This is a genomic window from Streptosporangium sp. NPDC001559 (genome assembly GCF_042893955.1).
Lineage (GTDB): Bacteria > Actinomycetota > Actinomycetes > Streptosporangiales > Streptosporangiaceae > Streptosporangium.
On the sequence record NZ_JBIAVG010000025.1, the window covers coordinates 39,524 to 63,205 of the forward strand.

Annotated in this window: 20 protein-coding genes; 14 read left to right on the plus strand and 6 right to left on the minus strand. The window is 71.0% G+C overall.

Annotated features, from left to right (window positions below):
* Nucleotides 1-43 precede the first annotated feature (43 nt).
* A complete protein-coding gene (locus tag ACFYY8_RS38380; protein WP_390049838.1) occupies nt 44-1,249 on the plus strand; it encodes a cytochrome P450 in 1,206 nt (401 codons plus the stop codon).
* A 47-nt stretch (nt 1,250-1,296) separates the two neighbouring features.
* Here the strand turns inward: ACFYY8_RS38380 and ACFYY8_RS38385 are convergent, their stop codons facing one another.
* On the minus strand, nt 1,297-3,501 hold the full coding sequence (locus tag ACFYY8_RS38385; RefSeq protein WP_390049840.1) for an ATP-dependent RecD-like DNA helicase: 2,205 nt from the start codon (nt 3,499-3,501) through the stop codon (nt 1,297-1,299).
* 38 nt (nt 3,502-3,539) lie between these two features.
* Nucleotides 3,540-4,106, minus strand: a complete 567-nt coding sequence (locus ACFYY8_RS38390; RefSeq protein WP_390049843.1) for a TetR/AcrR family transcriptional regulator — start codon at nt 4,104-4,106, stop codon at nt 3,540-3,542.
* Between the two features lie 75 nt (nt 4,107-4,181).
* On the opposite strand from ACFYY8_RS38390, the gene ACFYY8_RS38395 reads away from it, so the two are divergent.
* The 3 genes from ACFYY8_RS38395 (at nt 4,182) to ACFYY8_RS38405 (ending at nt 8,785) form a co-directional block, all read left to right on the plus strand.
* Nucleotides 4,182-7,298: a bifunctional cytochrome P450/NADPH--P450 reductase gene (locus ACFYY8_RS38395; RefSeq protein WP_390049845.1), complete on the plus strand. Its 3,117-nt coding sequence runs from the start codon at nt 4,182-4,184 to the stop codon at nt 7,296-7,298.
* A 74-nt stretch (nt 7,299-7,372) separates the two neighbouring features.
* Complete coding sequence (locus ACFYY8_RS38400) at nt 7,373-7,738, plus strand: hypothetical protein (protein ID WP_390049847.1); 366 nt, start codon at nt 7,373-7,375, stop codon at nt 7,736-7,738.
* A 297-nt stretch (nt 7,739-8,035) separates the two neighbouring features.
* Complete coding sequence (locus ACFYY8_RS38405; RefSeq protein WP_390049849.1) at nt 8,036-8,785, plus strand: TraR/DksA family transcriptional regulator; 750 nt, start codon at nt 8,036-8,038, stop codon at nt 8,783-8,785.
* A gap of 39 nt (nt 8,786-8,824) precedes the next feature.
* Here the strand turns inward: ACFYY8_RS38405 and ACFYY8_RS38410 are convergent, their stop codons facing one another.
* Together ACFYY8_RS38410 and ACFYY8_RS38415 are read right to left on the minus strand one after the other, a co-directional pair.
* The gene (locus ACFYY8_RS38410) at nt 8,825-9,382 is read right to left on the minus strand and encodes an AAA family ATPase (RefSeq protein ID WP_390049851.1); all 558 of its coding nucleotides are present in this window, start codon (nt 9,380-9,382) and stop codon (nt 8,825-8,827) included.
* Nucleotides 9,373-10,401 (minus strand): GDP-mannose 4,6-dehydratase, encoded by a 1,029-nt coding sequence (locus tag ACFYY8_RS38415; RefSeq protein ID WP_390049853.1) that lies wholly within the window; start codon nt 10,399-10,401, stop codon nt 9,373-9,375. Before ACFYY8_RS38415 ends, ACFYY8_RS38410 begins: the two co-directional genes overlap by 10 nt.
* A 298-nt stretch (nt 10,402-10,699) precedes the next feature.
* On the opposite strand from ACFYY8_RS38415, the gene ACFYY8_RS38420 reads away from it, so the two are divergent.
* From ACFYY8_RS38420 to ACFYY8_RS38445, 6 genes are all read left to right on the plus strand, one after another.
* Nucleotides 10,700-11,944: a glycosyltransferase family 4 protein gene (locus tag ACFYY8_RS38420; RefSeq protein ID WP_390049855.1), complete on the plus strand. Its 1,245-nt coding sequence runs from the start codon at nt 10,700-10,702 to the stop codon at nt 11,942-11,944.
* A 25-nt stretch (nt 11,945-11,969) separates the two neighbouring features.
* Entirely contained in the window at nt 11,970-12,683 is a 714-nt protein-coding gene (locus ACFYY8_RS38425) for a methyltransferase domain-containing protein (protein WP_352015142.1), read from the plus strand.
* A gap of 40 nt (nt 12,684-12,723) precedes the next feature.
* Nucleotides 12,724-13,776 (plus strand): prenyltransferase, encoded by a 1,053-nt coding sequence (locus ACFYY8_RS38430; RefSeq protein WP_390049857.1) that lies wholly within the window; start codon nt 12,724-12,726, stop codon nt 13,774-13,776.
* A 92-nt stretch (nt 13,777-13,868) separates the two neighbouring features.
* Nucleotides 13,869-14,999, plus strand: coding sequence for a DUF1702 family protein (locus tag ACFYY8_RS38435; protein ID WP_390049859.1), 1,131 nt, complete (start codon nt 13,869-13,871; stop codon nt 14,997-14,999).
* The gene (locus ACFYY8_RS38440) at nt 14,996-16,663 is read left to right on the plus strand and encodes an FG-GAP repeat domain-containing protein (protein WP_390049861.1); all 1,668 of its coding nucleotides are present in this window, start codon (nt 14,996-14,998) and stop codon (nt 16,661-16,663) included. The genes ACFYY8_RS38435 and ACFYY8_RS38440 overlap by 4 nt, the downstream gene beginning before the upstream one ends.
* 32 nt (nt 16,664-16,695) lie before the next feature.
* Nucleotides 16,696-17,580 (plus strand): hypothetical protein, encoded by an 885-nt coding sequence (locus ACFYY8_RS38445; RefSeq protein WP_390049863.1) that lies wholly within the window; start codon nt 16,696-16,698, stop codon nt 17,578-17,580.
* On the opposite strand, the gene ACFYY8_RS38450 is transcribed toward ACFYY8_RS38445, so the two are convergent.
* Nucleotides 17,487-18,119 carry a class I SAM-dependent methyltransferase gene (locus ACFYY8_RS38450; protein ID WP_352015208.1) on the minus strand — a complete coding sequence of 211 codons (633 nt, stop codon included), beginning with the start codon at nt 18,117-18,119 and terminating at the stop codon, nt 17,487-17,489. The two genes, ACFYY8_RS38445 and ACFYY8_RS38450, sit on opposite strands and share 94 nt — an antisense overlap.
* A 233-nt stretch (nt 18,120-18,352) precedes the next feature.
* Between ACFYY8_RS38450 and ACFYY8_RS38455 the strand changes: the two genes are divergently transcribed.
* A complete protein-coding gene (locus ACFYY8_RS38455) occupies nt 18,353-18,547 on the plus strand; it encodes a ferredoxin (RefSeq protein ID WP_352015137.1) in 195 nt (64 codons plus the stop codon).
* A gap of 13 nt (nt 18,548-18,560) precedes the next feature.
* Nucleotides 18,561-19,646: an alcohol dehydrogenase catalytic domain-containing protein gene (locus ACFYY8_RS38460; RefSeq protein ID WP_390049865.1), complete on the plus strand. Its 1,086-nt coding sequence runs from the start codon at nt 18,561-18,563 to the stop codon at nt 19,644-19,646.
* Between the two features lie 648 nt (nt 19,647-20,294).
* Here ACFYY8_RS38460 and ACFYY8_RS38465 read toward each other — a convergent pair.
* Nucleotides 20,295-21,284, minus strand: a complete 990-nt coding sequence (locus tag ACFYY8_RS38465) for a helix-turn-helix domain-containing protein (protein ID WP_390049867.1) — start codon at nt 21,282-21,284, stop codon at nt 20,295-20,297.
* Nucleotides 21,285-21,502: 218 nt separating this feature from the next.
* Between ACFYY8_RS38465 and ACFYY8_RS38470 the strand changes: the two genes are divergently transcribed.
* The gene (locus tag ACFYY8_RS38470; RefSeq protein WP_362780464.1) at nt 21,503-22,144 is read left to right on the plus strand and encodes a dioxygenase; all 642 of its coding nucleotides are present in this window, start codon (nt 21,503-21,505) and stop codon (nt 22,142-22,144) included.
* 469 nt (nt 22,145-22,613) lie between these two features.
* On the plus strand, nt 22,614-23,672 hold the full coding sequence (locus ACFYY8_RS38475) for a dihydrodipicolinate reductase (protein WP_390049869.1): 1,059 nt from the start codon (nt 22,614-22,616) through the stop codon (nt 23,670-23,672).
* Nucleotides 23,673-23,682: the final 10 nt, after the last annotated feature.

Sequence of the window (23,682 nt, forward strand, 5' to 3'; positions counted from 1 at the left end):
CGCAGGGAAGATGCGCATACGGTTCGCCCTAGGAGGGACTCAAATGGACATCAATCTTGTGGACAAGGACGTCTACGCGCGCGGCGGCGCACCCCACGACCAGTTCCGCTGGCTGCGCGCCAACGCCCCCGTCTACCTGCACGAGGGCGAGCCCGAGCGGGAGTGGCCGCCGTTCTGGGCGGTGACCAGGCACGCCGACGTGGTGCACGTGTCGCGGCGCTCCGACCTGTTCTCGTCGAGCAGGAGACTCGCGCTCTTCGACGAGATGCCCGAGGAGCAGCGCGAGCTCCAGCGGCTCATGATGCTCAACCAGGACCCGCCCGAGCACACCCGGCGGCGCTCCCTGGTCAACCGGGGCTTCACCCCGCGCATGATCAACGCCCTCGAGCAGCACATCCGCGACATCTGTCACCAGCTTCTCGACGAGGTCACCGGGCTCCCGACGGTGGACTTCGTGCGTGACATCGCGGCCCCGCTGCCGCTCTACGTGATCTGCGAGCTGCTCGGCGCCCCCGTCGAGGACCGTGACAAGATCTTCAACTGGTCCAACCAGATGATCGGGGCCGACGACCCCGAGTACTCCTCCGGCCCCTCCGCCGGTCAGGCGGCGGCGGCCGAGGTGTACGCCTACGCCAACGCGCTGGCGGCGGAACGGCGCGAACGGCCCCGCGAGGACATCGCGACCAAGCTGCTCCTGCCGGACGTCACCGGGGAGACCCTCGACGAGAACGAGTTCGACCTCTTCGTGCTGCTGCTGGTCGTCGCCGGCAACGAGACCACCCGCAACGCGGCCTCCGGCGGGATGCTGGCCCTCTTCGAGCACCCCGAGCAGTGGCGGCGGCTGGTGGCCGACCGCGCGCTCGCCGCCCCGGCCGCCGACGAGATCGTCCGCTGGGTCTCCCCCGTCAACCTCTTCCGCCGTACGGCCACCGCCGACACGGTGATCGGCGGCCAGGAGATCAAGGAGAACGACAAGGTCGTGGTGTTCTACGGCTCCGCGAACCGGGACGAGGAGGTCTTCACCGACCCCGACGTCTTCGACATCGGCCGCTCTCCCAACCCGCAGATCGGCTTCGGCGGAGGTGGTGCCCACTTCTGCCTCGGCAACCACCTGGCCAGGATGGAGCTCCGGGTGCTCTTCGAGGTTCTCGCCGAGCGTTTCCCCGGCCTGGCCCAGGCGGGTCCCGCCCGGCGGCTGCGCTCCAACTTCATCAACGGGATCAAGGAGCTGCCGGTCACCCTCTCCTGACCTGCGCCCCCGCCTGCGGCGGCCGCCCACCGGTCCGCCGCGGGCCCTCAGGCGCGCAGGCCCAGCGTGAGCCGCAGGGTCAGGCCGGTGTTGCGGCGCAGGCCGAGGCGGCGCACGGCCAGTTCGAGCGCCTCGCGCTGGCCGACCAGCACCACCCACGCCTTCGCCCTGGTGACCAGGGTGTAGAGCAGGCCCCTGCGCAGCATCACTCCCCCGGCCTCGGCCACGACGGGCGCGACCACGAAGGGGTACTCGCTGCCCTGGGAGCGGTGCACGCTGATCGCGTAGGAGTGGGTCAGCTCGTCGAGCTCGTCGAAGGTGTAGCGGACGGTCTCCCCGTCGCCGGTGCGCAGCTCCAGCACCCGGTCCTGTGGGAGCACCGCCGTGACGGTCGCGGTCTCCCCGTTGAAGACGCCCTTGTCGTAGTTGTTGCGGATCGGCATGACCCGGTCGCCGACCCGGAAGACCGACGGGCCCGACCAGTGCTCGGCCGTGCCCTCGCGTGCGGGGTTGAGCCGCTCCTGAAGACTTCGGCCCAGCTCGGCCGTACCGGTCGCGCCCTTGCGCATCGGGCACAGCACCTGGACCTGGTCGCCGCCGACGCCCTGTTTGCGGGGGATGGCCTCGGTGGCCAGGTGGACCACCCGGTCGGCGACCAGCTCCGGGTCGTCCAGCTCCTCGAACCAGAAGCCGCCCCCGCCGGGCAGGTCGGGCAGCCGGCCCGACCTGATCCGGTGGGCCGCCCTGACGATGCCGCTGTCCTGGGCCTGCCGGAAGACGTGGGTCAGCCGGACGCGTGGGATCTCCTCGACTCCGAGCAGGTCGGCCAGCACGTTGCCCGGCCCGATGCTGGGCAGCTGGTCCCCGTCGCCGACCAGCAGCAGGTGGCCGCCCGAGGGGATGGCCGCCACCAGGCGGGTGGCCAGCTGCAGGTCGAGCATCGACGCCTCGTCGACCACGATGAGGTCGGCCTCCGTCGGCAGCCGCTGGAAGAGCGTCCCCTCCTCGGGGTCCGCCCGCTGGGCGAGCATCCGGTGCACGGTCATCGCGGGCAGGCCGGTCAGCTCGGACAGGCGCTTGGCCGCCTTGCCGGTCGGCGCGGTCAGGGTCACCCCGCCGCCCATCGCCCGCACGGTCGCCGCGATCACCCGCACCGTGTGGCTCTTGCCGCAGCCGGGGCCTCCGGTGAGGACCGAGACGGTGCTGGTCAGCGCGAGGTTCACCGCGGCCCGCTGGTCCTCGTGCAGGCTCTCGTCGTCGGGGAAGGGCCGCAGCGGCAGCGTCGAGGCGGCCCGCAGCAGCCTGGTCAGGTGCGTGGCGAAGGCGACCTCGCGACCGTGCTGCTCCTTGGCGTAGACCACGAGGCCGGGCCCCGCGGGTGACTCCTCGACGACGACCGCGCGCTCGGCGGCCAGCGCGTCGACGGCCCGTCGTACGGACTCCTCCTCCTGCTCGACGAGGGCGGCGGCCGAGGGGAGCAGGACGGTCAGCGGCAGGTAGCAGTGCCCGTCGCGGGCCGCGGCCGTCTCCAGGCGGTCGAGCACCGCGGCCTGGAGACGGCGCGGGCTGTTCTCCGGCACCCCGGAACGCAGCGCGATCCGGTCGGCGGTGTGGAAGGCGATGCCCCTGACCTGGCCGATCAGCCGGTACGGATCACGGGTGAGGATCTCGCGGGCGTCGTTTCCATAGACCTGGTAGATCTTGGCCGCGAGCAGCGGGCTGATCCCGAAGCCCTGCAGGACGACCATCAGCTCGGCGACCGCCTTCTGCTCGGCCCACGCCTGGACGATCTGCGCCTGCCGGGTCGCGCCGATGTTGACGACCTCGGTGAGGCGTTCCGGCTCGGTGTCGATGACCGTGAGCGTCCGCTCGCCGAAGTGGCTGACGATGGCGTGGGCCAGGCGGGGCCCGATGCCGCGGACCAGGCCGGAGCCGAGATAGAGCCTGATCGCGCGCACGGTCGAGGGGACGACCCGCTCACATCGCCTGACCAGCAGGCGGCTGCCGTGACGGGGGTGCTCGTCCCACTCACCGGTCAGCCTGAGCGTCTCGCCCGGCTGCACCCCGGCCAGGGCCCGCCCCGAGGCGACGAAGGCCGCCGGGGCGCCCTCCTGGTCGTCCGCGCTCATCCGCGCGACGGTGTACTCGTCGTCGCGGACGTAGACCAGCTGCTCGACGGAGGCTTCGAGCTCCGTCGCGCGCGCTGTGGCGAGCACGGTCACCGTGCGCTCCCCGGGAATCGTGTGCGGCACCTCTTCTCCAGGACACTAGCGGGCGACTGCGACAAGTCTCAGGTGGCGCGGGACTCCAGCGCGTCCAGGATGAGGTCGACGGCGGCGTCGAAGGTCGTCTCCGCGTTCCCTTCCGGGTCCAGCCCGGCGAGCAGGCCACTGGTCTCGGCGGTCAGCAGGCCGGAGACGAAGGTGTAGAGCACCGTGCGGACGCGCACCAACTCCCCGGCGGGGACCCCGGCGGCGGCCAGGACCCGGTTGAAGACCTCCCACATGCCGCCCTCCTGTTCGACGAGGTCGGGGTGGGCGTTGACGTAGGACCACAGGGCCGGGTGCGAGAGCGCGATGGAGCGGTAGGCGTGGGCCAGCGCGCGCAGCTGGTCCTGCCACGGGGTTCCGTCGTCGGGGGGCAGGCGCAGCCCGAGGGCGACGGCCGTACAGGCTCCGCGCAGCAGCGCGTCCTTGTTCTCCACGTGGTGGTAGAGCGACATCGGGTTGACGGCGAGCTCGGCCGCCAGCTTCCGCATGGACAGGCCCTCGACCCCGCCTTCGTCGACCAGCCGCAGAACGGCCGCGTATATCTCCTGGGTTGTCAGGGGCTGTCCCCTTCGCGCACTCACTGCCATACACCGTATGGTAGCTTGAGACATACAGTGTATGGCTGGCGGTTCCGGGAGGCCGCCCGGTAAAGGAGGAGTTCCATGTCGGTGACCCGTTCCATCCCCTCCCCCCAGGGGCTCCCTCTGCTCGGCAACACGCTGCAGATCCCCTCGCACTCGCCCGACGAGCACTTCAGGAAGCTCGCCGCCGAATACGAGAAGGAAGGCCTCTTCCAGCTCGAACTGCTCGGCCGCAAGGTCCTGTTCGTCTACGGCCCCGACATGGTCGCCGAGCTGTGCGACGAGACGCGCTTCTACAAGGGCATCGACCCGCCGCTGTCCATCGTCCGCGACTTCGGCGGCGACGGGCTGTTCACCGCCCGCCACGACGAGCCGGTCTGGGGCCACGCGCACCGCATCCTGATGCCCGCCTTCAGCCAGCGCTCGATGAAGGCCTACTTCCCGCAGATGCTGGAGATCGCGCAGAACCTGGTCGGCAAGTGGGCCGTCTCCGACGAGGTCAACGTGCCCGACGACATGACCAGGCTGGCCCTGGACACGATCTCCCTCACCGGGTTCGACTACCGGTTCGACTCCTTCCAGTCGCCGGAGCTGCACCCGTTCCTGCAGGCGATGGGCCGCTCGCTGACCGAGGCGATGCTCCGCAACCGGCAGCTCCCCCTGGTCACCAAGCTCAAGAAGCGGCAGGACACGGCCTACCGGTCCGACATCCAGGTCATGCAGGACCTGGTCGACGACGTCATCAGGCAGCGCAGGAGCACGGGCAGGAGCGACACCAAGGACCTGCTCGGCCTGATGCTCAAGGCCGCCGACCCGCAGAGCGGCGAGCGGCTCTCCGACGAGAACATCCGCAACCAGGTCCTGACCTTCCTCATCGCCGGGCACGAGACCACCAGCGGCCTGCTGTCGTTCGCGCTGTACAACCTGCTGCGCAACCCGCACGTGCTGGCCAGGGCCTACGCCGAGGTCGACCGGCTGCTGCCCGGCGACACCGTCCCGACCTACGACACGATCATGAAGCTCGACGTGATCCCGCGCGTCCTCGAGGAGACGCTGCGCCTGTGGTCCCCGATCCCGGCGTTCTCCGTCAAGCCCTTCGAGGACACCGAGCTCGGCGGCTATCCGATCAGCAAGGATCATGTCGTCGTCGTCCTGCTCGGTCAGCTGCACAAGCACCCCGGGGCGTGGGAGCGCCCCGAGGAGTTCGACATCGACCGCTGGCTCCCCGAGAACAGGAAGGGCCACCACCCGGCCGCCTACAAGCCCTTCGGCAACGGCGAACGGGCCTGCATCGGCCGCCAGTTCGCGCTGACCGAGGCCAGGCTGGCCCTGGCCATGGTGCTGCAGCGCTTCGCGATCTCCGACCCGGACGCCTACCGGATGAAGATCAAGCAGACGCTCACCCTCAAGCCCGAGGACTTCACCGTCCGGGTCAGGGAGCGCAGGGCCCACGAGCGGGGCACCGCGGAGACCGCGGAGACCGTCCGGGAACAGCCGGTCGAGGTGGCCGTCACGGGAGTCGGCCTCACCGTGGCGTACGGTTCCAACCTCGGCACCGCCGCCGACGTCGCCGAACGGCTGGCCGAGGTCGCGGGACGCTCCGGCTTCGCGACCACGCTGACCACCCTGGACGAGCTCGAACCGCCCTCCGAGGGGCTGCTCGTGGTGATCACCTCGACCTACAACGGCAAGGCCCCCGACAACGCCCAGCGGTTCGACGCCCTGGAGGGGCTGCCCGCCATGGACGGGGTGCGCTTCGCGCTGCTCGGCTGCGGCAACACCCAGTGGCCCACCTACCAGGCCTTTCCCAGGCGTGTCTTCGACAAGCTCACCGCGGCGGGAGCCGTACCGCTCGTCGAACGGGGTGAGGCGGACGCCGACGGCGACTTCGACGGCGACGTCTCGGCGTGGACCTCAGGGCTCTGGGCGGCGCTGGCGGCCGAGTACGGCACGTCGGCGGCCAAGGCCGGTCCCCGCTACGAGATGGACGTCCTCACCGAGGCCGACGTGCGGCCCGCGGTCGTCTCCCCGCAGGCGGTCCCGCTGACCGTGGTCTCGGCCGAGGAGCTGACCGGCGACCCCACCGGCCTGTGGGACTTCTCCCGCGAGCTGCCGAGGCCCGGGGTGCGCTCGATCGTGGCCGAACTGCCTGAGGGGACGTCCTACACGGCCGGCGACCACATCGCCGTCTTCGCCAAGAACGCCCCCGAGCTCGTCGAGTGGGCGCTGCGTCAGCTCCACGTCCCTCGTGACCAGGTCGTACGGCTGCGCGCCAGGGGGACGACCCACCTGCCCGTCGACACCCCGGTGACCGCGGGACTGCTGCTGACCGAGTTCGCCGAGCTCCAGGAGGTGGTCACCCGCTCCGACCTGGCGACCCTGGCCGAGCACACCCGGTGCCCCTGGACCAGGGGCCAGCTCGCCGAGCTTGAGGCCTCCTACGCCGACGAGATCCTCGCCAAGCGGGTCTCGGTGCTCACGCTGCTCGAACGCCTCCCGGCGATCACCCTGCCGCTGCCGGTCTTCCTGGAGATGGCCGGGCCGATCAGGCCGCGCTACTACTCCGTCTCCTCCTCTCCGCTGGCCGACCCCCGGCGGATCAGGATCACCGTCGGCCTGGTCGAGGGTCCCTCCTGGTCGGGTGGCGGTTCCTACCGGGGCATGTGCTCGGCCTACCTGGCGGACCTGGAGCCCGGCGACGTCTTCTATGGATATGTACGGGTTCCCAGCCCGCCGTTCCGGCTGCCGGACGACCCGGCGACGCCGGTGATCCTCGTCGGCCCCGGCACCGGTTTCGCCCCGCTGCGCGGCTTCCTTGAGGAGCGGGCCCTGACCGGGGCGTCCGGTCCCGCCGAGGTCTTCTACGGCTGCCGCCACCCCGAGCACGACTGGCTCTACCGCGCCGAACTGCTCGGCTGGCAGGAGGCCGGGATCGCCCGGGTGCACACGGCCTTCTCCGCGCTCGACGGGCACCCCTTCAAGTACGTCCAGGACGCGGTCACCGCCGAGGCGGACCGGGTGTGGGAGCTGCTCGAACAGGGCGCCCACGTCTACGTCTGCGGGGACGGCCTCCGCATGGCGCCCGCCGTACGGCGTGCCCTGGCGGAGATCCACCACGACAGGACCGGAGGCGACGGCGAGGCGTGGCTGCGCGAGCTGGAGGCCCAGGGCCGGTACCAGCAGGACGTCTTCGCCTGACCCGGCGGTGAGATAGGACATTCCACCCCATATCTAAAGTGCCCTTTCGCGGAACGTCGACTATGGTCGAGGTGATGAGGGAACCGCGGTGGGGCACACCCAGGCCCACCGCGGTCACGGCGGTGGGTCTGCTTCTCGTTCTTCTGCTGGCCGCCGTCTCCCCCTCCCCGTGGTCCGGCGGCTGGAGACCGGCGGACGCGGGCACCGGCTTCTGGGTCCCCGGCACCGACACCGCCGGTCACTCCACCGCGCCGAGACTGCTCGCCGGTGGGACCGAGCACCTGCCGACGCCGGGACAGCTCCGCTCCCTCCTCGCCGTCGGCGCCACGGTCGCGACCCCCGGGCCGCTGCCCTCCACCTGGCGCCCGACCGGCCCCGCCGCCGCGCCCAGACACGACGTCCAGCGCGCCGTCACCTCACGCAGCCCGCCGTACGCCTGATGGCGCCCTTGATGCCCGCTGGCTCTCCGTAGGCGAGACGACGCGTGGAAGGCCCGTCCCCGGGCAGTCCACGTCCATGATCGCGTCAACGACGACGGCCTGAGGGGGCAGCGCTGCCCCTTTTCTCTTCTTCCCTGCCCCGACGGGGACCGCGTCGAGCGGTGGCCGGCCGGGGTCCCACAGTCGTGCGGTGCTTTCGCGCCGCCCTGCCTTTCGAGTTCCGGCTTTCCCGGCGGCGACCGTGTCCAGTCGTGACCGGCCCCGACCGCCGTGAGTCATCCAAGGAGTCGATGTCCCATGGGCGACATCAGGTCGACAAGCAGGCTGCTTGAGGACTACCAGCGTCACACGACGCATCTGGAGGAACTGCGCGCGCTCCTACACGAACGGCTCGGCGCCGCGCGGGACGCCATGACCGAGAACGAGACCGAACCCGGGACCGGGAGCGAGCCCGCATCCCCAGGGGAGCCCGTCTCCCTGTCCACCAGGCGTGCCGCCCGTGCGGCGCGGACCGTCGTGGAGATCGAGGCCGCGATCGAACGGCTCGACTTCGGGGTCTACGGCACCTGCGAGCACTGCGGGACCTTCATCGCGCTGCGACGGCTGCGGCAGGTGCCGCAGACCCGGCACTGCGACGACTGCGACACCCCGCGCGCCCGCCCCTCGGGGCCGGCCCTGGCGAGCTTCCCGACCCTCAGAAAGGACCAGAACACCATGATCTCCGACGTCCACCTCAGCAGCGTCCAGCTCGACAGCATCCGCGAGGAGCTCGAAGGACAGCTCCTGCGGTGGACCAGGCAGCTCTCCGAGCTGGAGGCCGCGGTCGGCGACGACTCGGTCGAGGTCTCGGAGAAGTCGGCCCTGCTGGCCGACATCGTCTCCGCCGAGCGCAGCGCCTCCGTCCTGCGCACCACGCTGGGCGAGATCGCCGAGCTGACCTACGGCCGCTGTGACGGCTGCGGCTCCGGCATCCCGTTCGAGCGGCTCAAGGCCCGTCCGCTGGCGCGCTTCTGCATGCAGTGCCAGCGGCGCCACGAGAACGGCTGATCCGGCCCCGGCGACCGGGGTCCGTCGAAGGCGGTCCGCTCAGCCGCCGACACGGGCCTCGGTCCACGCCCGGGCGAGGATCTCCTCGACGGTCTCCTCGGGGGTCTGTTCCGAGGTGTCGAGCCAGAGGCCGAGACGCGGGGTCCGCTCGCGCAGAACGGCGTCGAGCGGACCGGCCTTCCAGTGGACGTAGGCGTCCTTGGCCCGCGCGGCCTCACGCGCCTCGACGACCTCGGCCCTTGGGGCGAGCACGACCACCAGCAGGGGACGGGCGCGGACAAGCCTGGTCATCTCGGTGAGGTGCTCGCCCAGCACGACGTCCTGGGCCACCACGGTGAACCCGGCCGCGAAGTACTCGTCGCAGGTGGCCGCGGTCAGCCGGTGCCGCAGACGCAGTTGCGCCAGTGCCTCGGCGGAGGGTTCGGGAGTCATCTCGGCCCTGCCGCCGACCACCATGCGGCGGAACACGTCGCCGCGCACGTGCGCCGAGCGGGGCAGCCGCTCGGCCAGCCGCTGCGCCACCGTGGACTTGCCCGCCGCCTGGATACCCGTGACCAGCAGGACGGCCCGCCGCCCGGCCTCCCCGCTCAGGGCCATGAGGAGTCCTGCTCGGGGTCTCCGCCCTCGGACAGCAGTTTCAGGTCGGACTCGACCATCATCGTGACCAGCTCCTCGAACGAGACCGAGGGCTCCCAGCCGAGCTGTTCACGGGCCTTCTTCGGGTCGGCGCACAGGAGGTCGACCTCGGCCGGGCGGTGCAGGGAGCGGTCGGTGACCACGTACCGCTCCCAGTCGAGCCCGGCGGCGGCGAAGGCCGCCTCGACCAGCTCACGAACCGTGTGCGTACGGCCGGTGCCGATCACGTAGTCCTCCGGCAGGCCCGCCTGCAGCATCAGGTGCATCGCCCGCACGTAGTCGCCCGCGTATCCCCAGTCGCGGCGGGCCTCCAGGTTGCCCAGGCGAAGCCGGTCGGCGAGGCCGAGCTTGATGCGGGCGGCCCCGAGGGAGACCTTGCGGGTCACGAACTCGGCGCCCCTGCGCGGGGACTCGTGGTTGAACAGGATCCCCGAGACCGCGAACATCCCGTACGACTCACGGTAGTTCTGGGTGAGGAAGTGGCCGTAGGCCTTGGCGACGCCGTACGGCGAGCGGGGGTGGAAGGGGGTGATCTCGGTCTGCGGAGTCTCCCTGACCTGGCCGAACATCTCCGAGGACGACGCCTGGTAGAACCTGATCTGGCCGGATTCCGCGGGGGTGCGTGAGGAGGAGACACCCGAGCAGACCCTGATGGCCTCAAGCATGCGCAGCACGCCCATCCCGGTGACCTCGCCGGTCAGCTCGGCCTGTTCCCACGACATCGGCACGAACGAGATGGCGCCCAGGTTGTAGACCTCGTCGGGCTGGACCTTCTCAACGGCGGAGATCAGCGAACCCTGGTCGAGGAGGTCGCCCCGGACGAGACGGACGTCCCGCAGCAGCCTGCGCACCCGGGAGACACGGGGGTTGGCCTGTCCCCTGACGAGCCCCCAGACCTCGTAACCCCGATCGAGCAGGCACTCGGCCAGATAGGAACCGTCCTGCCCGGTGATACCGGTGATCAGCGCGCGCCTGGCCAAGGCGTCCTCCTCGCTTGTGAAGCTCGTGAAGTGGGACTTCCGCTCGGCTGAGTGCCGTGTGACGGCGAATGTACCGCCACTCCCGTCGCCGGGCACGACTCAGGGCCCCAGTACCCTAGAACACGTTCCACCGAACGTCGTTCGGTTAGTGTGATGCCGCAGTTGGCGCGCGACAGAAGTGGCTTTAGCACCGTTTCCACATTAGGTGGAAGAGAGATACCGAATGGTAAGATCCGAATACTGAGGTCATCTTTCACGGTACCTGTCCCCTTCCGGACAGGCTGAGGAAGGGGTTGCCGTGCCTGACGCGGACTCCCTGCGGGTCGCGCTGCTGTCGTACCGGAGCAAGCCGACCTGTGGCGGGCAGGGCGTTTACCTGCGTCATCTCAGCCGTGAACTGGTCGCCCTCGGGCACCACGTCGAGGTCTTCTCCGGCCAGCCGTACCCCGAACTGGACGAGGGGGTCGTCCTCAACAAGATCCCCAGCCTGGACCTCTACCGTGACGAGGACCCCTTCCGCACCCCCAAGCTGGGCGAGTACCGCGACTGGATCGACCTTCTCGAGGTCGGGACCATGTGGACCGCCGGGTTCCCCGAGCCGCTGACCTTCACCCTGCGGGCCCGCCGCGAGCTGGCCAAGCGCGTCGGGGACTTCGACGTGGTGCAGGACAACCAGACGCTCGGCTACGGCCTGCTCGACATCCAGAAGCTGTTCCCCGTGGTCGGCACCATCCACCACCCGATCAGCGTCGACCGCAGGATCGAGTTGCGCGAGGCCCCGCTGCGCAAGCGCCTCACGCTCAGAAGGTGGTACGGCTTCGTCAAGATGCAGGCCAAGGTCGCCCCCAGGCTGAACCCGATCCTGACCGTCAGCGAGTCCTCGCTGGCCGACATCCACCGCGACTTCAACGTGCCGCAGGCCAACATGCGGCTCATCCCGCTCGGGGTCGACACCCGCTACTTCCACCCGCGCCCCGAGATGCCCAAACGGCCTGGCTCGATCGTCGCGGTCGCCAGCGCCGACTCCCCCATGAAGGGCGTCGCCACCCTGCTGCGGGCGGTCGCCAAGCTCGCCACCGAGCGCGAGGTGAACCTCACCGTGGTGAGCAAACCGACCCCCGGCGGACCGACGGAGAAACTGGTCTCCGAACTCTCCCTGCGCGAGCGGGTGAGGTTCGTGCACGGCATCTCCGACACCGAGCTGGGCGAACTGATCGCCACCTCGGAGGTCTCGGTCGTGCCCTCCCTCTACGAGGGCTTCTCACTGCCCGCCGTCGAGCACATGGCCTGCGCCACCCCCCTCGTCGCCTCACGGACGGGGGCACTGCCCGAGGTCGTCGGCGACGCCGCCGTCCAGGTCGCCCCCGGAGACCCCGAGGAGCTGGCCGCCGTACTGCGGCGCCTGCTCGACTCCCCCGAGGAGCGGGCCGAGGTCGGGCGCAGGGGCTACGACCGGGTCATGGAGCGCTACACCTGGCGCGTCGTCGCCCAGCGCACCGTGGACGCCTACCGCGAGGCCATCGCCGCGCACAACGCCCGGTGACCGACCACTTCACAAGGAGCGGCAAGTGCTGACCGTCGACTTCGACCGGCTGCCCGTCGGACCCGGCCTGCGCGTCCTCGACCTGGGCTGCGGGGCGGGACGGCACGCCTTCGAGGTGCTGCGCAGGGGCGCGGACGTGGTGGCCTTCGACATGGACGCCGAGGAGCTCGAAGGCGTCGCGGGCATGTTCGCCGCGATGGCGAAGGAGGGCGAGGTGCCCGAGGGCGCGGTCGGCGAGACCGTGACCGGCGACGCGCTGAAGATGCCCTTCGAGGACGCCACCTTCGACCGGGTGATCGCCGCCGAGGTGCTCGAACACATCCCCGACGACATGAGCGCCATGCGGGAGATCTTCCGGGTGCTCAAGCCCGGTGGCCGGGCCGCGATCACGGTGCCGAGTTTCCTGCCGGAACGGATCTGCTGGGCGCTCGACGAGGCCTACCACACGGCCCCCGGCGGACACGTGCGCATCTACACCCTCGCCGAGCTGAGCGCGAAGCTGAAGGCCGTCGGCATGGAGATCGGCTCCCACCACCACGCCCACGGGCTGCACGCGCCGTACTGGTGGATCAAGTGCGCGGTCGGCGTCGGCAACGACGACCACCCGCTGGCCAAGGCCTACCACGAGCTGCTGGTGTGGGACATCATGAAGCGTCCCGCCGTCACCCGGATCGCCGAGACACTGCTGAACCCGTTCATCGGCAAGAGCGTGGTGCTCTACGTGCGGAAGCCCGCGTGACCCGGTACCGCCCCGCGCCCCGAGGCGACCGGAGCGGCCGGTGAGGCGGGAACTGGTCGTCGAGACCGCCCTGAGCATCGCGGCCGTGCAGGAGGCCGACGGCGGCGTCCCCTGGCCCGAGGGGCACGTGGACGCCTGGAACCACGTCGAGTGCCTGATGGCCATGGGCGTCGCCGGGCTGAGCGGCCCCGTGCGCAGGGGTTACGACTGGCTGGCGCGCCACCAGCGCGCCGACGGCTCGTGGCCGATGAAACTGGTCGGCGGCCTGGCCGTCGAGCGCGGCGGGGAGTCCAACCACGCCGCCTACGTCGCGGTCGGCGTCTGGCACGAGCTGCTGGTCACCGGGGACGACGGCTTCGTCCGTGAGATGTGGCCCGTCGTCAGGTCCGCGCTGGACTTCGTGGTCGGGCTGCAGACCACCCGGGGCGAGGTCGTCTGGGAGCGCGCCGCCGACGGCGAGCCCGCGGGATACGCCCTGCTGACCGGCTGCGCCTCCATCCACCAGGGGCTGCGCTGCGGCGTGCTGCTCGCCGAACACCTCGGCGACCCGCAGCCCGACTGGGAGCTGGCCGCCGACCGGCTCGCCCACGTGCTCTGCGACCACCCCGAGGCGTTCGCCGACAAGAGCCGCTTCTCGATGGACTGGTACTACCCGGTCCTCGGCGGCGCGGTGCGGGGCCCCGCCGCGCGGGCGCGACTCGCCGCCGAGTGGGCCGTCTTCGTCGAACCCGGCCTCGGCGTGCGCTGCGTCTCCGACCAGCCGTGGGTGACCGGCGCCGAGTCGTGCGAGCTGGTGCTCACCCTGGACGCCCTCGGCGACCGGGACGAGGCGCTGCGGATCTTCACCGACATGCAGCACCTCAGGCACGAGGACGGTTCCTACTGGACCGGCTGGCAGTTCGCCAACCAGAAGTGGTTCCCGCACGAGCGTTCCGCCTACACCGCCGCCGCCGTGGTCCTCGCCGCCGACGCCCTGTACGGCCTCACCCCGGCCTCCGGCCTGTTCAGGGACGTGCGCGGCGCCGTGGACGGCCGAGCCGCCGACCGCCCGGCCCAGGACTGCGGCTGCAGCCACGCCGGTTCACCCGCCTGACGGCCCGCGTCCGAACCCCTTCACCCGAATCTCTTCACCCGAATCCGAGGCGGTACTTGAAGGCTCGGGGACGGCTCACTACGTTCGGGCACGTGAGCGACACGGAGGGCGACGGAGAGTTCGCGAGGAGCGACGGCGGCGTGACGACGGTCGCCGCACCCCATCCAGGAGTGCCCGATCCCGGGGCGCCGGAGCCGGAGACGGACGGGCGCACCGTCCCCGTCCGCCCTCCCTGCCCTCCGCCCCGTGCCCCGTCACCCGCCCTGCCACCCGGCGAGCCGGCACCGGGCAGGCCGCGCGGCCTGCCCGGATTGTTCTGGCAGGACCCCGATCAGACCGGGTTCGGGGTGCGGCGTTTCCGGCTCGGCCCGGCCAGGGAGCACCTGGAGAGCGCCGGGCGGGCGGGCGTCGCCGGGCACAACGCGGTGATCGCGGGCGAGCCGGAACGGATCGACGGCCTGCGTGAAGAACTGCGCGGCTTCGCCTACGAGGGGGCGGGCATGGCCTGCGCGTCCCTCGACGTGCTCACCGCGTCCGGCGGCAAGCGGCTCAGGAACCTGCTCAGCGGCCAGGGCGTGCGCTACCCGCACATGATCCACCTGGGCGCGGGCCGGGGATACGCCCGGCTGCGGATGCGCCCGATGTGGGGCATCCACTCCGTCCACCCCCTGCTGCGCTGGCTGGCCTTCGACGGCTTCGGCTTCCACCAGGGCTTCTACGCCGCCGACCGGACGGTCGGGCGTCAGCGTACGGCGGGCCTGCTCGACCGGACCAGGCGGGCGATCTTCGACCAGGGGGTCGGCCGGATGCTCTGGTTCCACGAGTGCGCGGGCGTCGAGGACGTCGTCCTCCGGGTGGCCGAGTTCCCCCTCGGCCGCCGCGCCGACCTGTGGAGCGGGATCGGACTCGCCGCCGCCTACTCGGGCGGCGCGCGGGCCTCCGAGCTGGAACGGCTCAGCGCCGCGGCGGCCGAGGACGGCTTCCGCGCCCACCTCGTGCAGGGCGCCGCCTTCGCCTGCTCGGCCCACCTGATCTCAAGAACCGTGCCCGAGCACACCGCCGAGGCCGTCCTCACCCTGTGCGAGGTCGGCGTCGAGGAGGCGGGCGGCTGGACGGACACCGCGCTCGTCGCCCTCGGGCACAACGCGCACACCGGCGACCACTACCAGGCGTGGCGGGCCGGGGTCAGGAAGGCCTGGGCGAGGCGCAACCGCGGCTCGTGACCGAAGCACGGCCGGGCGCGACGTCCAGGGACACGGCGAACGCCGTGCCCCCGGTTCGTCCGGCCGCCCTGGTGGCGCTGGCGGCCGTCGCCGTCGGGTGGGCGCTGACCGGTACGGCGGAGCCCCCCGCCCCCTCCCCCACCACTCCGGTCTTCTCCTTCGCCGCCGACCGGCTCGGCGGTTCCGCGACGGGAGTGGCGCTCTTCGACCTCGACGGCGAGATCGTCTCCGACGACGTCTGCCTGGTCGACCCCCGTCACGGCGGGGTGACCGTGGCCCCCGTGCCGGGCACCCACGGCGGCTACCGGCCGTTCAGGCTGACCTCCCCCGGCCCGCGCGGGGTGCCCGTCGGATGCCTGCCCGCCGACCTCGACGAGAACGGCGCGCAGGACCTGATCGTCTTCTACCGGGACCGTTCCCCCTCCCTGTTCGTCCGCCTTCCGGGAACACACCCCTCCGCCACCGCCTTCGCCCATCGTGAGCCCGCCGTACGGCCCGGGCCGTGGGACACGGCCGCCGCGACCGTCGGCGACTTCGACGGTGACGGCCACCTCGACCTGGTCCTCGCCGCCGGGACAGCCTCGGGCGGCTCGTCGCCGGACGTCCACGACGGCGGGGCGCGGCTGTACCTCGGGACGGGGACGGGCACGTTCACCGAGGCTCCGCGGGCGTTCGGCGAGGCCGGACGGGCGGGCGGGACGCTCGCGCTCGGCACCCGGGACCTGGACGGCGACGGGCTGCCGGAGCTGTACCTCGCCAACGGCCTCGGACCCGACACGCTGCTCGTCAACGAGTCGACACCGGGCAGGGCCGCCTTCCGGACGGCGTCGGGCACCCGGGACCTGACCACGCCGAGGTCGTCCGTCCTGGGCCAGGACTCCTCGGACAGCGGGGCGGTCGCCTTCACCGACCTCGACGCCGACGGCGCGCAGGACATCGTCATCGGGCGGGGCCCCGACGAGATCGGGCCCGTCTTCGTCTCCACGGCCCTGCCCGGACTGCGGGAGCACCTGCACGGGGGCGAGGCGCCGTACGAGGACCGAGCCGGGGAGCTGGGGCTCGGCCGTACCGGACGGGTGTGGGACATCGAGACCGCCGACCTCGACAACGACGGCCACGACGAGATCATGTACGCGGTCGCGGCGCCCGGGGGCGTCGCCCTCTTCACGAGGAGCGCGGACGGCCGTCACACGAACGTGACCGGACCGGTGCCTCCCGGGGGCGACTCGACGGCCCTGGCGGTCGGCGACGTGGACGACGACGGCCGTCTCGACGTCGCGGTCTCCGGCCCTCTGACCCCGGCCACGCTGTACCGCAACCACGGTGTCACGGCCCCCTTCGTCGGCCTGCGCCCCCGCCTGCCCGCCGGCCCCTGCGGTGCGGCGCGCGGCGCGGGAGGCCTGACGCGCCCGGCGATCGGGGCGGAGGCCAGACTGCGGCTGCCGGACGGAGGCACACTCGCCAGGCAGCTCTACCCCGCCGCCTCGGCCCCCGAGTTGCTCCTCGGTCTCGGCGAGACCGACACGGGCGAGGCGGCCCTGCCCGTCGCCCTGTCCTGGCGTGACGAGTGCGGCGTCCCGCGCACCGCCACCGTCTCCCTTGACCCCGGCTGGCACGACCTCCTGTTGACCCCCCAGGGCGTGTCGGAACTGAGGAGCCCATGACCGTGCCCACAACAGTGCCCATAACAGTGCCCGTGACGGTGACCGCTCTGCGCGGGCTGGCGGTCTCGGTGACCGTGGTGACCCTCGCCGGACACCTCCTGCTCGGGTTCGAACAGGCCTACCTGGCACCGGTCGTCGGAGTCCTCACCGGCGTGACCGCCGAACTGGCGCTGGAGACCGTGCGGGCCTGGACGTCCCGCGACAGACCCCGCTACCTGACCGACCGCGCCTTCCTGCTGCCGTCCTACGCCGAGAGCCTGCTGTGCGCGATGCTCCTGTACGGCCAGGCCCACCTGGCCGGGATCGCGCTGGCCGCCCTGGTGGGGGTCGCGAGCAGGCACGTCCTGCGGGCCGGGCGGCCGGGGACGCCCTTCGTGAACCCGGTCGCCCTGGGGGTGACCGTCGCGGCGCTGCGCCCCGGGGTCGAGATGGCTCCGCCGTACCAGTTCACCGCGTGGGTGCCGGAGGCCCCGCAGCCGTTCGTACCCCTGGTGCTCCTGGCCCTCGGCATGACGTTCGTACGGTCCTCCGGGCGGTTGCCGCTGGTGCTGGCCTGGGCGGGGAGTGTGGCCCTGGCCCGGCTGGTCACGGGTTCCGGTCTGGGTCACAGCCTCTTGGCGGTGACGGACGCGGCGTTCGTCCTGCACACCTGCTTCGTGCTGCCCGAGGCGCGCACGACGCCGTCCCGGCCACGTGAACAGGTCGTGTTCGGCCTGTTCGCCGCCGTGCTGTACCTGGCGCTGCCCGGCCCCGGGCCCATGGCGGCGCTGCTGGTGGTCTGCGCGCTGCGGGGGGCCCATCTGACCGTGCTGAGGCGGCGCGGTCAGCCGATGCCGGGGCCGACACGCTCCAGGACCCGCAGTGAGCCCTCCCGCCTGACCTCCCTGAACGCCCCGGAGGCCAGGGCGCGCAGATAGACGCGGTGGGGCTCCTGCCCGCCCTCGGCCGGGTCGGGGTAGATGTCGTGGAAGACCAGCGCCCCGCCCTGGAGGACGTGCGGGGCCCACCCCTCGTAGTCGCCGGTCACCGGCTCCCGCGAGTGACCGCCGTCGATGAAGAGCATCGCCAGCGGGGTGCTCCAGAGCGCGGCCACCCGCTCGGAGCGGCCGACGACGGCGACGACCTCCTCTTCGAGGCCCGCGGCGGCGATCGTGTGGCGGAAGGTCGGCAGAGAGTCCATCCTGCCGAAGCGCGGGTCCATCAGCGTGGGGTCGTGGTGCTCCCAGCCTGGCTGGATCTCCTCCGAGCCCCGGTGGTGGTCGACGGTGACGACCACGGAACCGGCCAGCCTGGCCCCCGCTCCGAGGTAGACGGCCGACTTCCCGCAGTAGGTGCCGATCTCGCAGATCGGACCGCGCGGGCCGTACTCGACGGCCGTCTCGAAGAGGGCGAGGCCCTCGGCGTGGGGCATGAACCCCTTGGCGCCGAGCGCGGCGTCCAGCAGGTCCTCGGGCATGGTCACGTCGCTCACCGCAGCAGGCTATCGGGGACCGATCAGCGTTCCGCACGGTCCTTGCCCCGTTATGCAACGTGTTCCACTTCCCCCGCGAACCGGCGCGCCCGCCGTCACGCCCAGGAACGAGCCGCGAAGAACCCCCCTGCGGCAGACCACACGCGACGTCCGTGCCCTACGGTCTGACCCAGGGGCGGGTTCCCTCATCTGACCTGTCCCCCGCGTAGGAGGTTCACATGAAGGTCAAAGTCGACCACATGGTGTGCGAGGCCAACGCCGTCTGCACCGGACTCGCCCCCGAGGTCTTCGAACTCGACGACGACGACCAGCTCCACGTGCTGCTGCCCGAACCGCCGCCGGAGGCACAGGACCGCGTCCGGCACGCCGTACGGTCCTGCCCGAAGGCCGCCCTCTCCATCGAGGGCAACTAGGAAGGCTTCCCCCATGCGTGGTGCGTTGCTGCACGCCGTCGGCGACGACCGTCTCGACATCCGTGACGACCTCACCCTCGCCCCCGTCGGGCCCGCCGACGTCCGCATCAGAATCAGGGCGACCGGCGTCTGCCACTCCGACCTCTCGGCGATCAGCGGAGTGCTGCCCATGCCGCTGCCGGTCGTACTGGGGCACGAGGGCGCGGGCGTGGTCGTCGAGACCGGGGAGCGCGTGACCTCGGTCTCCCCCGGCGACCACGTGGTCGTCAACTGGACCCCGGCCTGTGACACCTGCTCGAACTGCCTGGCGGGCCAGCCCTTCCTGTGCATGAAGTACATGAAGGACGCCTTCGTCAACGCCCGTTTCCGCTACGACGGCGGGACCCCGGCGTACGGCATGGCCGGGTGCGGCACCTGGGCGGAGGAGATCGTCGTCCCCTGGCAGGGCGCGGTCAGGATAGACCCCGAGCTGCCCTTCGAGATCGCGGCGCTGATCGGCTGCGGCGTCACGACAGGTGTCGGCGCGGCGCTCAACACCGCCCGCGTCAGGCCCGGCTCGACCGTGGCCGTGGTCGGTTGCGGCGGCGTCGGGCTGTCCGTGGTGCAGGGCGCCCGTGTCTGCGGGGCCACGACGATCCTGGCGATCGACCCCCTGGAGTCCAAGCACGAACCGGCCCTCAAGCTCGGCGCCACCCACGCCGTCACCCCCGACCGGCTCTCCGACGCCGTCCGCACGATCACCGGAGGACGGGGCTTCGACTACGGCTTCGAGGCCGTGGGCGGCTCCGCGACCATCATGACCGCCTGGAAGGCGACCCGCCGCGGCGGCGACGTCATCGTGGTCGGCGCGGGCGCCTCCGACGACCTCGTCCCGCTGAGCGCCTTCAACCTGCTGTTCGAGGGCAAGAACATCCTCAGTTCCCTGTACGGCGGCGCGGACGTCCGCAGGGACTTCCCGCTCCTCGCCGAGCTCTACAAAGCAGGCAAACTTGACTTGGAAAGCATGATTACCACTCGCCTTCCACTCTCAAACCTTAATGGAGCCATAAATGCACTGAAAACCGGCGAACCCCTCCGCCAGATCATTCTCATGGACTGACTCACCCCGCCCCAGAAAACCTCCTGATTCGGCCTCTCCCCACCCCGGTTTTTGCCGTGGCCCCCGACACCAAGCGTGAAGGATTTCGGCTCGCGCCTTACCAAGGCCAAACGCGAGGAGCGTCGGCTCATGCCTTACCGGCACCAAGTGCGAAGAGTGTCCGAATCACGCTTTATCGGCCCTCAGCATGAGGAGTGTCCGGCTTGGGCGCGTCGGTGCTTGGACTGAGGAACGCAGGAGCGCAGCGACGGAGAGACGAGGGAAAGCACCGACCCGAAAGCGCCCAAGCCCGCGACGCCGCAGGCGGAGCAAAGAGACACAGAGACGAGGGAAGACACCGACCCGAAGGCGCCCAAGCCCGCGACGCCGCAGGCGGAGCAAAGAGACCCGGCTTGGACGCGTCGGTGTCTGGACTGAGGAACGCAGGAGCGAAGCGACGGAGTGACGAGGGAAGACACCGACTCAGGGCGCCCAAGCCCGCGACGCCGAAGGCGTCGCAAAGAGACAGGGCACGGCCTGCGTTCACTCTCAGGTGAACGCAGGCCGTACCGTCGCATCCGCCCCCCACCGGGTGGATGCGGGTTCTCGGGCCACCGGCCGCCCGCCTTGTGGGCGGGGGCGCCGGTGCCCGAGTGGTCGTGCCGCCGGTCAGGCGGGCTGTCGATGTGCCGTACCGTCCTCGACGTCCTCGTCGGCGAGGGCGGCGCGGTAGTCGCTGGGCGCGCAGCCGTAGATCCGCCGGAAGGCCCGGCTGAAGGAGGCCGCGTCGGAGAAACCCCAGCGCGCCGCGATGGAGCTGACCCGGTCGGCGCGCAGGTGGGCCGTGGACAGTTCCCTGCGGCAGCGGTCCATTCTGCGGGTTCGCACGTGGGCGGCGACGGTCATGCCGGCCGCGTGGAAGATCCGGTGAAGCTGGCGCACCGAGACGTGGTGGGCGTGCGCGATGACGGCGGGCGACAGGTCCGGGCGGTGCAGGTTGCGCTCGATCCAGTCGGTGATGCACTGCAGCAGCTCGGCGCCGGCGCCGGGTACCGGCGATTCGCCGCTGAGCCGCTCGCTCAGGGCGGAGGTCACCATGTTGACGATGGCCTCCCCGAGATACTGGCCGTGTGGCCCGTCGACGGCGTCTCCCTCGGCGGCCAGGGAGGTCAGGAAGGAGACGGTCAGTCTCCCCGGTCCCTGCCTGCTGGCCAGCAAGGTGCCCGCCAGGTCGGCCACGTGGGCCGCGGGCAGCGGGATGGCCGAGCGCGGCACCGTGAGGGCGAGCAGGTGGTGGGCGTCGAGGACGAGCTCCATCGGACGGCTGAGGTCGTAGAAGACCAGGTCTCCGGCGCTTGCCACGACGCGGCGCCCCGCCTGCTCGATGACTCCGGAGCCCCGCAACAGCAGGCAGAACTTGTAGTTCTCCCTGCCTCCCCTGGTGGTCATGTGCCGTGCGGCACGGCTGACCACATGCGCGGGGGCGCGTACGTCGCTGACTTGGACGGGGCCGAGGGTACGGCTCGCGATGCGGCCGGCGAACCCCCCGGTGTCCCCGGCCCGCAGCTGTAGCGGGCCGAAGGCGTCCGACACGACATTACGCCAGAACTCGACCTGCTCCCTTGGGGGCAGGCCGGCCGTACTGACGAGTGTGGGCATGACGCTCTCCTCGGCGTTAATGAGGCGATGACCCTAGCTTCACCCCTGGTTTCTACTTGGCGGCAATCCCATTCAGATCCAACATCGCGTTATGCCCGGCACGCCCTGACAACAGACTGGCACTTAGAGTCAACCTTGCAAGTCAGGTGAATGGATATACACATCTGGAGCCGTGCGCACCCCCAGCACGGCCACCACCTCGCTGAAGGAGAACCTCGATGTCCGAGATTCCTCTCACCCCAGAAGAGGAAATGGAGTCCGGCCTGAGCCGCAAGCAGTTCGTCGCGGCGGTTGGCCTGGGCGCGATCGCGGCCCCGGTGGTCGCGGGCGCGATTGCGGGTCCCGCCTCCGCGCTTCAGGGACAGGACCTGCCCCTGGCCTGCACCCCCGGCGGCTCGACCACCATCGCGCAGACGGAGGGGCCGTACTTCAAGCCCAACTCCCCGCTGACCGGCAACATCGTCCCGGCGGGAGCCGGCGGCACCAAGCTGACGGTGACCGGCCGTGTTTACAGCCGTTCGTGCAAGCCGCTGGCGAACGTGCTGCTGGACTTCTGGCAGGCGGACAACGCCGGCAACTACGACAACTACGGCTTCAGGTTCCGTGGCCACCAGTTCACCGACGCCAACGGCGCCTTCTCCCTGACCACGATCGTCCCGGGCCTCTACCCGGGGCGGACCCGGCACATCCACGTCAAGCTGCAGGCGCCCAACAGGCCGATCCTGACCACGCAGCTCTACTTCCCGGGTGAGCCGCGCAACCAGACCGACACGATCTACGACCGGCGCCTGCTCATGACCGTGCAGTCCGTGCCCGGCGGGCGTGCCGCCTCCTACGAGTTCGTGCTCAACGTCCCCTGACGGGCCGCCTGATCTCCTGACGGCCTCCTTGGACCGGCCGGGCCGTCGTTCCGCCTATCCCGTAGCCAGGCGGAGCGGCGGCCCGGCCTCCTCTTCTCCGCCATAACTCCGGCGTTCACCGACCATGACTTCGGGCCGTTCCAAAACGACCTGACACATCTTCTGTCAAGGCCGTTGTCAAGCATGACGTTTGTCGCAAATGTCGCATCAAGGGTGTTTTGTCGGGCATCACAGCACTTCACAGAGTATGTCGCTGCCCTTCCGGGGTGTCTTCCCGGGCGCCCGGTGAGCCATGATGTTCACATCCGCGCCCTCCCGAACACGGAGGAAACGACAGGATGTCAGACCGTCGCGGATAGTGATCGAGCGTGTGAATTTCTGCTAAAGTTTCTGCACTTACCGGGCGAGGGTAATCAATGCAACTCCTCCCAGTACGGCCTTGCCCAAAGACCCCGGGCTGGAGGCCCCCATGCCCCCACCGCCGCCCCTCCGCGTGGTCCAGTGGGCCACGGGCGCCGTTGGCAGATACTCCCTGCGCACCCTGATCCGCCGTCCCGAGTTCGAACTCGCCGGAGTGTTCGTCTACGACCCCGGCAAAGTCGGTCTCGACGCCGGTCCGCTCGTCGGACTGCCGGAGACCGGCGTCCTGTGCACCGACGACGTCGAGCGCATCCTCGCCCTCGACGCCGACTGCGTGCTGCACATGCCGTTGCCCTCGGCCGCCTTCGACGGGGATCCGACACCCGACGTGGAGACGTTCTGCGCCCTGCTCGCCTCGGGCAAGAACGTCGTCACCACGACGGGGTTCGTCTACCCGTGGTGTTACGGCCCGGCGGTCGTCGGACGGATCGAGGCCGCCTGCGCGGCGGGCGGTTCCTCCCTGCACGGCACCGGCATCAACCCGGGCTTCGTGAGCGACATGCTCCCGCTCGCGCTGAGTGGCCTGTCCAGCAGGATCGACCACGTCTACGTCCGTGAGTGCTCCGACTTCAAGGGGCATCCGTCCCGCAGGCTGGTGGTCGACCTGTTCGGCTTCACCCGCTCGGCCAGGGACTACGCGACCGCGGTGCGCCCGTTCCGTGCGTACCAGCGCGGCCTGTTCGCCGAGAGTGTCCAGCTCGTGGCGAGCACCCTCGGCGTGGCCCTCGACGAGGTCGACGAGAGCGACGAGTTCGACCTGGCCTCGGAGGAGTTCGAGATCGCCGCCGGCCTGGTCAGGAAGGGCACGGTCTGCGCCTCCCGCTGGACGTTCAGCGGGCTGGTCAGAGGCCGTCCCTTCATGACCGTCGAGTGCGTCTACAAGGCGGACGCCAACAGGGTCGACCGCTGGTCGGCCCCCGGTTTCGTCGTCCACATCGAGGGTGTGCCGCAGATGACGGTCTCCCTCGACGCGATCTCCCACGGCCTGGCCGGGGCCGCGGCCCACGCGGTCAACTCGGTGGCCGCCCTGTGCGCGGCGCCGCCCGGCATCCGCACCCTCCTCGACCTGCCTCCCCCCACCGGGCGGGGCACCGTACGGCTGGCCTGACCTGCGGGGA